Here is a 13,068-nt window from a genome sequence, read left to right on the forward strand (position 1 = left end):
TTCATATTATGCAGCATTTATTAAGAGGGGGCATAATTGCATGAGCCAGAAGTATGAGGAATTAGCTCGGGAAATAGTAGAGAAAGTCGGAGGCAGTGAAAATGTATCTACATTAACTCATTGCATGACCAGACTCAGATTTGCGCTGAATGATAATAATAAGGCAGATCAACCAGCCGTGAAAGCCTTGGCCGGCGTTCTTGATGTTATCGAGAGCGGCGGACAATTTCAGGTAGTTATTGGTACTCATGTTGAAGACGTTTACACGGAGGCTATTAAGCATCTGAAATCCGTAGAAGGTTCAGGTCGTGAACTAGCTAAAGAGAGAAAGGCAGGGTTCATCGGCAAATTAATCGATTTCGTTTCCGGTACATTTAGTCCGATCGTTCCAGCTATTGCTGGCGCAGGTATGATAAAAGCGCTGCTCGCTCTACTTATTTTATTTGGTTGGATTTCAAAGGAGTCCCAGACCTATTATGTATTAAGTTTTATGTCGGATGCCATTTTCTACTTCCTGCCGTTTCTATTGGCGTACTCTGCTGCTAATAAGTTAAAGTGCAGTCCTGTCTTAGCTTTAGTACTGGCGGGTATTTTACTCCATCCAAACTTGACCCAATTGCGGACAGACGGGAATGACGTTAGCGTCTTCGGTATCCCCTTGACCCTGGTTGCTTACAGCTCTTCTGTCGTTCCAATCCTCTTAACTGTTTGGGCACAATCTTACATTGAAGCGATATTCAAAAGAATCATTCCAAACGCAGTCAAAGTTATTTTTGTTCCGATGTTTACGATTTTGGTAGTCGGGCTCCTTAGCTTAACGGTATTAGGACCTCTAGGGTCATTTTTCGGAACGTATTTAGCTATGGGATTTGATTTCCTGGGGTCACACGGATCTTGGATGATTATATTCGTCATCGCAACCTTCTGGCCCATACTGGTTATGTTTGGACTACACCATAATATCGTTCCCTTATCGTTGGCTCAAATCACCACACTCGGGTACGAGAACATTATCGGCCCTGGAGCGATGATAAATTGTATTTCTCAAGGCGTCGCTGCATTAGTGGTAGGGATGAGAACAAAGGACAAAGCATTAAAGCAAATTTCAACTTCTAGCGGGATAACAGCTTTTATGGGAATTACAGAACCCGTTCTGTATGGCGTGAACTTACCTAAAAAATATCCACTGATTGCTGCTATGATTGGTGCTGCCAGTGGAGGGCTGTATGCAGGACTAATGAATGTTTCTCGTTATGCGACAGGTGCTTCAGGAATTCCAGCCATTCCGCTATACATCGGAGAGAATATTTGGAATCTGTATAATATTTTGATTGCATTAGTAATTACAGCTGTTGTAACAGCGGTTATTACTTACTTCTTAAGTCTGAAATATGAAAAAGGATTGACCACTCAGGAAACAATTGGTAGTGCAGACGAAATGATTACTATTAAAGACTCCGTGATTATGAGCCCGATCAAAGGGGCGATAATTCCGCTAAAAGATGTACAGGACGCTGCCTTTTCTTCTGAAGCAATGGGAAAGGGAATTGCCATAGAGCCTAGCGAGGGGAAAGTAGTTGCACCTTTTGACGGAGTTATCGTTTCACTGTTTCCTAAGAAGCATGCAATGGGTCTTTTATCCGATGACGGAGTAGAAATCCTCATCCATATAGGGCTCAACACCGTTAAACTGAATGGGAAATATTTCGAAGCCCATGTTGTAGAGGGTCAAAGAATTACAAAAGGACAGACCTTACTGACCTTCGATCTGGAGAAAATCAAACAAGAGGGATATATTACTCAAACTCCTGTTATTGTAACCAACACCTATAATTATTCTGATGTGGTATCAGAGAGTAGTCATGATTATATTGATTTCAACAATGCATTGCTGATAGTAAAAGCATAACAATACTCAAACTTAGGAGTGTATTTTAGATGACCTTAAGAAAAGATTTTCTCTGGGGTGGGGCGGTTGCTGCCAACCAATGTGAAGGCGGATATGCAGAAGGTAATAAAGGGCTGTCAACAGTCGATGTAATTCCAGCGGGGAAGGATCGGGTTCCTGTTATGAAAGGGAAAGTCAGCATGCTGGAATGTGACGAGAAACATTTTTATCCAAGTCATGAAGCCATTGATTTCTATCATCACTATAAAGAAGACATTGCCTTATTAGCGGAAATGGGTTTTAAGTGCTTCCGTTTATCTTTGGCATGGACGCGGATCTACCCTAATGGAGATGACGAACTCCCGAATGAAGAGGGATTGAAATTCTATGAACGTGTTTTTGATGAATGTTTAAAATATGGCATTGAACCATTAGTAACGATTACCCATTTTGATGTCCCTATCTATTTGGTGAAAACAATCGGCTCATGGAGAAACCGCAAAATGGTTGAATATTATGAGAGACTATGTGAAACCATCTTCACCCGGTACAAAGATAAAGTGAAGTATTGGTTAACCTTTAACGAAATCAATATGTTATTGCATTTGCCCTTTGGAAGCTCTGGCCTGGTATTTGAAGAGGGTGAAAATGAAGATGCAGTAAAATATCAGGCAGCACATCATCAACTGATCGCAAGTGCGAAAGCAACTGAAATTGCGCGCAGAATCAATCCGGAATTTAAGATAGGCTGTATGCTGGCGGGTGCAAGCACGTATCCGTATACATGTGCACCAGATGACGTTTGGAAAGCAATGACAAGAGACCGGGAACACTACTTTTTCGTTGATGTACAGTCCCGTGGAGAATACCCAAGCTATGCCAAGAAAATGCTTGAACGAATGGATATTCACTTGGAAATGGAAGACGGAGATGAGGAATGCTTAAGAAATAATACCGTTGACTTTATTTCGTTCAGTTACTATGGCTCACGGTTAACCAGTGCGGACCCGGAGGTAAATACGCAAACCGCCGCAAATCTGTTTCCGACCCTGCGTAATCCACATCTAACGACAAGTGAATGGGGATGGCAGATTGATCCGCTGGGGCTAAGAATTACATTAAATGCATTATATGATCGCTATCAAAAGCCGTTATTCATTGTAGAAAATGGATTGGGAGCGCTGGATACACCTGATGAAACGGGATATATCGCAGATGATTACAGAATCGGGTACCTGCGTGAACACATAAAAGCGTTCATATCAGCAGTGGAAGAGGATGGAGTCGACTTGCTAGGATACACTACTTGGGGCTGTATAGATCTGGTAAGCTCCAGTTCCGGAGAAATGAGCAAAAGATACGGCTTCGTTTATGTGGATAAAGATGACACTGGAAATGGCACATTGGAGCGCAGAAAGAAAAAATCTTTTGAGTGGTACAAAAAAGTAATTCACAGCAATGGTATAGAACTGTAGTCTGCTAATGAATGAAGACGTAATAACGCATTGAGTCATGGACTCGGTGCGTTATTGCTTTATAAATAATAGACCAGCTTCACTTGACTTAAAGTTAACTTTAAGTGATAAGTTAGAACAAAAATTGATATTGAGGTGAAGGTATGAATATTACCCAGGTTGCTAAGCTGTTTGATCTTTCGGCAGCCACATTAAGATACTACGAGAGCATTGGTTTGTTTCCGCCGGTTAACCGGAAAGAAAGCGGTGTGCGTGATTACAACGAGGAAGATATCAAATGGATTGATTTTATAAAATGTATGCGGGATTCAGGTTTGACGATAGAGGCATTAATTGAATATACGTCATTATTCGCTAGCGGTGATCACTCTTTAGAAGCACGCAAGCAGATCTTGGTCAATGAGAGGGAGAAGCTGATACAGAAACGGAAAGAACTTGACGAATCTATCAGCAGATTGGCCGTGAAAATTAAGGACTACGACGGAAAATTGCTTGAACGAGAGGGGAAGCTCAAAGGCACACTCGTAATAGAAGCGAAGCATGAATAAATCAGAATTCGGTAGCTAAAGGAGTGGGATTCATATTAAACCTAAGGAAAAACTAAAGACGTACTCCTTATTGTCAGTAGCGGTATTAATATCTTCAGGACCAATAATCGCCGCTAATATTCCGGCGATAGCGAAAGATTTTCCTGCTATTTCTCTGACCCAGGTAGGGTTACTGACTACAATACCTTCCCTGTTTGTTATTTTTGGTGTTCTAATCGGGAATCGGCTTGAACTGCGGATCGGAAAGAAGAGAACCATTTTAACAGGATTAGGATTCGTATTCATTGCAGGGATATTCCCGGCACTTAAGCACGATATTTTTTCATTGTTATTCGTTTCCCGCTGCTTGTTTGGTCTGGGTATTGGTTTATTTAACCGCTTAATCATTCAGATGATCAGCGACATATACCAAACTAATCCCGGAAAACAGGCATCTTTAATTGGACTCGAGAGTGCCTTTGAGGAATTGGGAGGTATCTGTCTGACACTATTCGTGGGTCAATTATTAAAAATTAACTGGTATACATCATTTTATGTTTATGCATTGGCACTTCCCGTTTTTGTTGCGTTCCTTTTCTTTGTTCCGGCTGATAAAAGGGAGCTAGAGAAAGGCGGGACGGAACAACTAACAACGACCTCAGACCATCCAAGTAATAAAAGATCCTTACGAGTGATGATTGGCTTTGGCATTTTATTGTTTGTAATTGTAACTCTATTTATCAACTACAATATCCAAATTACTCCTTTGATAATGGAGAAGAATATTGGGAACGCGACGAACGGCAGCAATATGATTGCCTTTATAGGTTTAGGAGCTTTTATTGCCGGCTTCTCTTTTGGAAAATTATATAAATATCTCGGAAACTATATTGTACCTTTAGCCATCCTTTTACTTGGAGGATCCATGTTTGTAACGACGATTTCACAGAGTGTTTATCTTACTACATTATGTTCAATGGTTATCGGATTTTCATTTCGTTGTATCATGCCTTATTTGCTACATACCTTTACGCAGCAAATTGCGAAAATGGCAAAATTGGGCACTACTATCGTGTTGGTCGCTTATAACTTAGGAGCCACACTTTCACCTTATGAAGGGACATTGATTAGACAACTATCTCATGTCCATAGTATGCAATCATTGGTTTCCACAAATGCAATTATTCTCTTATTGATTGCCATAACTGGTTTTGGTGTAGCTTACGTAAATCAAAAAAAGGAATTTGACTTCAAGTTAACTTGAAGTTGTAAACTTGGCCTGTATCAAAAACTGAGGAGGAATTAACATGACTAATATTAAAGGGAAAGTTGTCATTATCATGGGGGCATCAAGCGGGATTGGCGAAGCCACAACGAAGAAGCTTGCCGGGGAAGGCGCAAAATTAGTGATTGCGGCTAGACGTGAAGATCGCCTGAAATCTCTTGTTGAATCCTTGCCTAATGCTGAAATTTCTTATGCCGTTGCGGACGTAACCAAACAAGAAGAAGTTCAAGCGGTTATTGATTTAGCAGTTAAGAAGTATGGCCGTGTAGACGTTCTATACAATAATGCTGGAGTTATGCCGACAGCACCGCTGTCAGCAACCCGTTTTGATGAATGGCGTCAAATGCTTGATATCAACATTATGGGGGTTCTGAATGGGATTGCTGCAGTTTTGCCTATCATGAAAAAACAGCAATCCGGGCACATTATTGCAACGGACTCCGTGGCAGGACATGTTGTATATCCCGGTTCTGCTGTATACTGCGGAACCAAATTTGCTGTCCGTGCTATCATGGAGGGATTGCGTCAGGAAGAACGTGAGAACAATCTCCGCAGCACAATTATTTCCCCAGGATTAGTGGATACTGAGCTGTACACAACGGTCAATGACGGTGAAAACCGAGAATGGCTGAAAAATAACGCAAAAATTGCAGGTGTGGGTTTGAGTCCAAGTGATATTGCTGACGCAGTAGCCTATGTCATTAGTACACCTGAAACGGTTGCTGTAAGTGAAATTTTAATTCGTCCAACGAAGCAACTCGTTTAATTCGGAGGTAGCAGGTGAAACATTCCGTGTTTAATTTTGATAAAATGACCAACCGTTTGGGTACGAACTCTTATAAATGGGATGTTCATTCGGACGAGCTTGCGCTATGGGTGGCAGATATGGATTTCGAGACGTCTCCGGCAATTGTTGAAGCTCTGCAGAAGAGATTAGACCATAAGATCTTTGGCTACACGATGGTTCCTGATACGTACTACAATGCAGTTGCAGGGTGGTGGAGTAGGAGGCATCAATTTCAGATACAACAGGAATGGATTATGTTCTGTACTGGTGTCGTCCAGGCAGTTTCCTCCATTGTACGTAAAATGACCAAAGTGAATGAGAAAGTATTGGTGCTGGCTCCAGTCTATAATATCTTTTATAACTCGATCGTGAATAATCAGCGAAAGGTTCTTACGAGCGAGCTGGTCTATAAGGATCAAAGGTATTCCATCGATTTCACCGATCTGGAAGAGAAATTGGCCGATCCCGAAGCAACACTCCTGATTTTCTGCAATCCGCATAATCCAATAGGCAAGGTGTGGGACAAACAAACACTTGAGACTATCGGCAACCTTTGTATTAAACATCATGTGCTGATCCTTTCGGATGAAATTCATTGTGATCTAACGCATCCAAGCTACCGCTATACTCCCTTTGCTTCGGTATCCGAAGAGATAGCCCTGAATAGCATCACATGTGTGGCTCCAACTAAAACATTTAACCTGGCAGGACTTCAAACGTCATCTATTATCGTACCTAATCCGGAGCTGAGGGCGCTTGTAAATCGTGGAATCAATACCGATGAAGTGGCTGAACCTAATGCTTTTGCCATTGAAGGGGCCATTTCTGCTTTCACAGAAGGGGAACCTTGGCTTGACGCACTGCTGGAATATTTAATGGTCAATAAGCAATGGATTGAATATTTTATGGCAGCAGAGCTTCCAGAGCTTAAGGTCATTCATTCAGAGGCTACCTACCTGGCGTGGATTGATTGCACAGCTGTAACTAATGATTCGAAAGCTCTATGCGAATGTATAAGAAAAGAAACCGGATTGTACATTTCTGAAGGAGCTATTTTTGGTGGGAATGGACAAGGGTTTATAAGAATAAACTACGCCTGCCCAAAAACGCGTCTGGAAGATGGTTTGCAGCGCTTGAAGCGGGGGATTGAGTTTTTCAAAGTATGTAATCAATCCATAGGGTAAATGGGGGTAAGCTAATATGAAATTAAAAATATCAATTGGGCAGGATGAATATATAGCCACATTAATAGATAGTAAAGCAGTGGAAGGATTCATCACCCAGCTTCCTTTAAAGCTAACCTTACAGGACTATGCGGGTGCTGAGAAGATCAGTGATCTCCCAACACGTCTATCTGCCGAGGGTTCTCCGCCAGGGACAGCTGCATCAATAGGAGACCTTGCTTACTACGCCCCCTGGGGGAACCTTGCGATATTTTACAAAAGCTCCGGATATGCTTCGGGACTAATTAAGCTTGGAAGTATAGAGTATAATGCCAAGAAACTGGCTAGCTATAATAAACCGATAGAAGCACTACTTGAGATGATTAATGAATAAGGTTTTGTATTTTGGACTAAATAGACAAAAGATTTGAGCTAAGCAGCAAAGTTTCTTTTCTAGTTTTCTGTTATCGTATTGGTAAAAGCTAAAAAGGCGGAACTGCTCATGTCCATTAGCATCGGCAAAACAATCAAGGCACCGCAAGAACTGGTCAATGCACCAGATAAAACAGGAAGCCTGCAGCAAAACGGATTATCTGTAATTACTTTCTGCCTGCATACTCAAGGGAGGAAAGGGTCGTACTTTCTAAAGGATCATCTGCTGCTGTACGTGAAATCAGGCAATTACAAGGTTCGTTTCAGAGATCGGGAATATACCGTGCGGAGTAACGAAATGATGTTTGTTCACAAATCAACTCTAATTGAGTATGACAAGTCGGGAGAACCCGGTTCCGAGTATATACTGGATTATATGATGTTCTTCCTAAACGAGAAATTACTGGAGGAATTTGTGCAGTTCGCTGGGGTGAAGCCGATATATCCCGTGAGTGATATTATTCCGGTATCCATTATTCCGATTAATGATCTTACCCGAACTTATTTTGAGTCGTTGCAGCCTTATTTCGATAAGCCTGGACAGGTCAGTGACGGACTCGTTAAGATCAAACTGATGGAATTACTGCATCATCTGGCAGATTCAAATGAACGGTTTTTGTATCAGCTGCTGCAACCGGGTATTAATGATAATAACAGTATCAGCAGAATTATGGAGGAGAATTTCACGAATCCTGTATCCCTTCAGGATCTGGCTTATTTGTCCGGCAGAAGTCTGTCAACGTTCAAACGGGAGTTTCAGGCAACCTATCATACATCTCCCTTGAAGTGGATTCGTAACCGGAGATTGGATAAGGCTGAGAAGATGTTACTGGAAACTTCGCTTTCCGTTACCGATATTTGTTACTCCACCGGATTCGAGAATATCACCCATTTTTCCAAAGTGTTTAAGCTTCGGTTTGGACTCGCTCCTTCAGAGTTTAGATTGAAGTTTAAGCCCAAGGAGAATGAAGTGGAGAATATAAGATAAGTGTTAACGTTTCGCGGTAATTACCGTGGAACGTTTTTTTTGTGGAAAATGGGCCAAATGAACAAACCAAATGAGCCTGTGAGCAAAGAAAGGAAGGGTTTTTCTTGTTATTCTTATCTCATGCAGTAGACCAAAAGAGATTACTAAACAGAAAAAGGAGAGATTCTAAATGAAAACACTAGTACTCGTATTTCATCCTAACCTATCTAATTCCAGACTTAACCGCCACTGGGCGGAAGAAATGGACAAGCAAGCCGGTGTAACTGTGCACCGTGTATATGAAGCTTACCCCAACGAGGAGATCGACATTACAGCGGAGCAAAAGTTATTAGAACAGCATAGCCGCATCGTTCTGCAATTTCCTTTCTATTGGTACAGCACACCTTCTTTGCTGAAAAAATGGGAAGATGCGGTTCTTACCTATGGATGGGCCTATGGAAGCACCGGCAGCAAGCTGCATGGTAAGGAGTTATTGCTCGCTGTTAGCGTAGGAGCCCCTGAATCTTCTTATACTCCTGAGGGTGCATTCAGTTATACACTTGTAGAACTGCTGCGACCATTTCAAGCAACGAGCAATATGATCGGTACTCGCTATCTAGCGCCTTACGCAGCCTACGGAGTTATGCAGCTATCCGATGAACAAATAGAGCAAACTACGAAAGACTATCTGGCTTATGTACTCAATCCTGAAGCTGCACTGCTCTCCGCACGCTAATTGCATCATTACTGATGAAGGATTGACTATGCGGAAGCAATTCATAATATTGAAAGGCGTGAAAAGTAATGAGAATGATTAAAATGCAGAATATCAATATTCCATCCATCGCTCTTGGCACATGGTCATGGGGCATTGGTGCAAGTGGCGGAGATGCCATTTTTGGAAATCATCTTAGTGATGCAGACTTGAAGCCGGTGTTTGAAGCGGCGATGAACGCAGGATTCAATCTATGGGATACAGCAGCTGTCTATGGAATGGGCGCCTCCGAAAGTATACTCGGAAGTTTCACAAATGCCCGTAATGATGTATTAATTTCAGCGAAGTTCACTCCCCAAATGGCTGGGGGAAACGATAATGCTGTCGAGGAACTGCTTGCGGGAAGTCTAAGCAGCCTGGGAGCAGATCATGCAGACATTTATTGGATACACAACCCGGATGATGTGAATAAATGGACACCAAAACTGATCCCGCTAATGAAAAATGGAAAAGTAAAGTACGCAGGTGTCTCAAATCATAACTTGGAAGAGATTAAACTGGCAGCAAGTATTTTGGCAGAAGAAGGCCTGAAAATTTCAGCGGTACAAAACCATTACAGTCTACTGTACCGTTCTTCCGAAGAAGCAGGGATTATTGATTACTGCAATGAGAATGATATCGTGTTCTTTTCGTACATGTTATTGGAGCAAGGTGCATTAACTGACAAATACAGTGCGCAACAGCCTTTCCCTAGCGGCACGAGAAGAGGAGAAGCCTTTAAGCCAGATACACTTGGCAAGCTGGAGAGCTTAATTCACGTTATGAGAAGAATTGGAAGCAAGTACAATGCTTCTACGGCTCAGATTGCAACAGCTTGGGCCATAGCTAAAGGAACAGTACCGATAATCGGTGTTACAAAATTAGCTCATATTGAGGATGTCATAAAAGCTGCTGAGGTCGAGCTGACTGTGGAAGAAATCCGTGAGCTTGAAATTGCAGCGAAAGAAACCCATGTTGAAGTCAGAGGCTCATGGGAAAAACCGATGCATTAATAAATAAGAATGTGAAGAAATAAGGAGGAATGATCATGCCAGTAATCACCATTGAAGCAGCCAAATTAAATAAAGAACAGAAAAAGCTATTGGTCATAGAACTCACCACATCAGCTGCAACCATCATGAATGTACCCGAGTCAGCGTTTATCGTATTGGTTAAGGAGAATGACCTGGAGAATATTGGAGTTGGGGGGCAGCTAATAGCAGATCGGTAACGTTGAGAGCTTGTTTATCAAGGGATTTCATAGCAGGAATTAGCAGTATTCGTGATCCATCACAAAGATCATTACAATATCAACTTTTACACGGCAGCATAGCCTAATTGCTGCCGTTTTTTTGTGAGCCTTTGTTTTTTGTACATTAATCCTTACATCGTGTAAAATTATAGAAGTTGTTCATTTCAGTCTAAGGAGCTGTGTCTCAATGTCACAAGCGGATACCATAAAACTGACTTCATTGTCCTCAAAAGGAGGATGCGGTTGTAAAATTGGCCCTGCCGATCTCATGCAGGTAATACGCAGTCTGCCGCCTGCGGTCCCTAACCCGGATCTGCTCGTGGGACTGGATACAAGTGACGATGCGGGGGTATACCGGCTTAGTGATGAGCTGGCTTTAGTGCAGACCGTCGATTTTTTCACACCGATTGTAGATGACCCGTATTCCTTTGGACAAATTGCTGCCGCTAACGCACTAAGTGATATCTATGCGATGGGCGGCAAACCGCTTACCGTACTGAATATTGTAGCGTTTCCTATTTCCGTTCTGGACAAGAGTATTCTAGCAGATATATTGCGGGGAGCTGCAGACAAGGTGCAGGAAGCTGGAGCTACGCTTGTAGGAGGGCACTCCATTGACGATAAAGAACCTAAGTTTGGTTTGGCGGTAACGGGACTTATTCATCCCGGCAAGGTAAGAACGAACGCAGCTTCACAAGCAGGGGATAAACTTATTTTGACCAAACCAATTGGTGTAGGGATCTTAACGACATCGATTAAAAAGGATCAGTTGTCCCTTGAAGAAACCAAGCGCCTGACTTCTGTAATGTCTACCTTGAACAAAACAGCGGCTGAAATTATGTCCTCTTACGAAGTGCATGCCTGTACCGATGTTACGGGCTTTGGACTGCTCGGTCATGCTTCAGAAATGGCAAAAGGGAGCGGATTAGGGCTAATTATACGTCAAGGATCTGTACCTATGCTGCCAAGAGTCAGAGAGCTTGCCGAAAAGGGGTTTGTCCCTGGCGGGACTAAGAACAACTTTGCGCATCTGGAAGGCAGTATTCTGTATCCGGAAGCCATGGATCAGCTTGACCGGTACATCCTTTGCGATGCCGTTACATCTGGCGGGCTGTTGATTTCTGTCGCGCCTGAACAGAGTGAGCAGCTGCTTAATGAGCTGATAGATGCCGGAGTTGAAGCAGCGCTTATTGGAGAAGTAACAGAAGAGCATCCCGGTCAGATTGCAGTGATTTCAGCACCATAGAATCTGATTTGAGCCTCGTTCATTCTTGACAGCAAGCTACAAGAGGAGAGAGAGCAATTGTTTCAGGATATTTCATTGGAAGAATTAAGATTGTTACAAACAAGGAAACCAATTACGGTTATCGACGTCCGTTCTCCTTCTGAATATAAAGATTCAACGCTCCCGGGTAGTCTTAATATCCCTTTATTTGATGATCAGGAAAGGGCGGAAGTGGGGACGCTATACAAGCAGGTAAGCGTTCAGGCCGCTAAAGAACGCGGTTTGGAGATTGTCTCGGCCAAGCTGCCTGCCTTCATCAAATCGTTTGGAGCCATACAGGGAGATAAGGCGGTGTTCTGCTGGCGGGGAGGGATGCGAAGCCGTACCACAGCAACCGTACTTTCTTTAATGGATATTCATGCCTACAGGCTGCTCGGCGGCTACAAGGCATACCGTAAATGGGTGATAGACGAGCTGGAAACCTATGATTTCAAGTTCAAGTCGTACGTGATTCACGGCAATACCGGCACAGGTAAAACGAACCTCCTAAATAAGTTGAAGAAATCAGGTCATCCTGTTTTGGATTTAGAGGGGCTGGCGGGGCATCGCGGCTCTATATTTGGACAAATCGGACTTCATGCGAATAACCAGCGAACCTTCGATAGTCTTCTGCTGGAGGATTTGATGGCACTGGAGCAATCACCTTACATTCTGTTTGAAGGAGAGAGCAAGAGAATAGGAAAGGTTGTTATGCCTCAGTTCCTGGCTCAGCACAAAGATTCGGCTACACAGCTTTGGATCGAGATGCCGTTGCATTCGAGAGTGAACCAAATTCTGGAGGATTATAAGCCGGAGCAATTTAAAGGAGAGTATATTGCTGCTTTTCGGAATATTAAATCCCGTATCCATATTCCAGTGGCTGCAGAAATTGAGCGGAACCTGCTTGCAGATAGGTTCGGAGAGGCTGTGGCACTGCTTTTAGAGCATTACTATGATCCCAAGTACGTATTTTCATCCCATCAGTATGAGGACGTAGAAAAGGTTGTATTTAAGGTGAATAACATAAATGAAGCTGAAACTGCGGTACTCTCTTTTTTAGCAGATCAGAGCGAGTAAAAGACTTAGAAGGATAACAAACAAGGAAGCCCCACTTCTGAACATGAAGCGGGGCTTTTCGGCGTATATACTATTGATTGTAATGGCAGGCAGCGTCAATAGAAGCAGCGATTTGATCCAATGCTCTTAAAAGGTCATGTCCCTTAAACTTTGATAAAACAAACACTTAAGGTGTTCGGCCGCCTTTTGAACACACA

At 42.7% G+C, this 13,068-nt stretch carries 13 protein-coding genes; all 13 read left to right on the forward strand.

Translation table 11 applies throughout. The features are described from left to right. Positions 1–40 precede the first annotated feature (40 nt). The 13 genes from A3848_RS11740 (at position 41) to mnmH (ending at position 12,871) form a co-directional block, all read left to right on the forward strand. Complete coding sequence (locus tag A3848_RS11740; protein ID WP_074085125.1) at positions 41–1,909, forward strand: beta-glucoside-specific PTS transporter subunit IIABC; 1,869 nt, start codon at positions 41–43, stop codon at positions 1,907–1,909. Between the two features lie 29 nt (positions 1,910–1,938). Then, positions 1,939–3,363: a 6-phospho-beta-glucosidase gene (locus A3848_RS11745; protein WP_074085126.1), complete on the forward strand. Its 1,425-nt coding sequence runs from the start codon at positions 1,939–1,941 to the stop codon at positions 3,361–3,363. A gap of 143 nt (positions 3,364–3,506) precedes the next feature. Further along, positions 3,507–3,911 carry a MerR family transcriptional regulator gene (locus A3848_RS11750; protein ID WP_074085127.1) on the forward strand — a complete coding sequence of 135 codons (405 nt, stop codon included), beginning with the start codon at positions 3,507–3,509 and terminating at the stop codon, positions 3,909–3,911. A gap of 70 nt (positions 3,912–3,981) precedes the next feature. Continuing rightward, positions 3,982–5,154 (forward strand): MFS transporter, encoded by a 1,173-nt coding sequence (locus A3848_RS11755; RefSeq protein WP_178381980.1) that lies wholly within the window; start codon positions 3,982–3,984, stop codon positions 5,152–5,154. A gap of 43 nt (positions 5,155–5,197) precedes the next feature. Further along, complete coding sequence (locus A3848_RS11760; RefSeq protein ID WP_074085129.1) at positions 5,198–5,941, forward strand: SDR family oxidoreductase; 744 nt, start codon at positions 5,198–5,200, stop codon at positions 5,939–5,941. A gap of 14 nt (positions 5,942–5,955) precedes the next feature. After that, a complete protein-coding gene (locus A3848_RS11765) occupies positions 5,956–7,146 on the forward strand; it encodes a MalY/PatB family protein (RefSeq protein ID WP_256702317.1) in 1,191 nt (396 codons plus the stop codon). Between the two features lie 16 nt (positions 7,147–7,162). After that, the gene (locus A3848_RS11770) at positions 7,163–7,519 is read left to right on the forward strand and encodes a cyclophilin-like fold protein (RefSeq protein ID WP_074085130.1); all 357 of its coding nucleotides are present in this window, start codon (positions 7,163–7,165) and stop codon (positions 7,517–7,519) included. Positions 7,520–7,627: 108 nt separating this feature from the next. Continuing rightward, positions 7,628–8,545: a helix-turn-helix domain-containing protein gene (locus tag A3848_RS11775; RefSeq protein ID WP_074085131.1), complete on the forward strand. Its 918-nt coding sequence runs from the start codon at positions 7,628–7,630 to the stop codon at positions 8,543–8,545. A 169-nt stretch (positions 8,546–8,714) separates the two neighbouring features. Continuing rightward, positions 8,715–9,260, forward strand: a complete 546-nt coding sequence (locus tag A3848_RS11780) for an NAD(P)H-dependent oxidoreductase (protein WP_074085132.1) — start codon at positions 8,715–8,717, stop codon at positions 9,258–9,260. 68 nt (positions 9,261–9,328) lie between these two features. Then, positions 9,329–10,291, forward strand: coding sequence for an aldo/keto reductase (locus A3848_RS11785; RefSeq protein ID WP_178381981.1), 963 nt, complete (start codon positions 9,329–9,331; stop codon positions 10,289–10,291). 35 nt (positions 10,292–10,326) lie between these two features. Then, the gene (gene dmpI, locus A3848_RS11790) at positions 10,327–10,509 is read left to right on the forward strand and encodes a 4-oxalocrotonate tautomerase DmpI (RefSeq protein ID WP_074085134.1); all 183 of its coding nucleotides are present in this window, start codon (positions 10,327–10,329) and stop codon (positions 10,507–10,509) included. 208 nt (positions 10,510–10,717) lie between these two features. Further along, on the forward strand, positions 10,718–11,776 hold the full coding sequence (gene selD, locus A3848_RS11795; protein ID WP_074085135.1) for a selenide, water dikinase SelD: 1,059 nt from the start codon (positions 10,718–10,720) through the stop codon (positions 11,774–11,776). 57 nt (positions 11,777–11,833) lie between these two features. After that, positions 11,834–12,871 carry a tRNA 2-selenouridine(34) synthase MnmH gene (mnmH, locus tag A3848_RS11800; RefSeq protein ID WP_074085136.1) on the forward strand — a complete coding sequence of 346 codons (1,038 nt, stop codon included), beginning with the start codon at positions 11,834–11,836 and terminating at the stop codon, positions 12,869–12,871. Positions 12,872–13,068 lie beyond the last annotated feature (197 nt).

The sequence above is a fragment of the Paenibacillus sp. P32E genome, from assembly GCF_001909085.1.
Classification (GTDB): domain Bacteria; phylum Bacillota; class Bacilli; order Paenibacillales; family Paenibacillaceae; genus Paenibacillus_AQ; species Paenibacillus_AQ helianthi.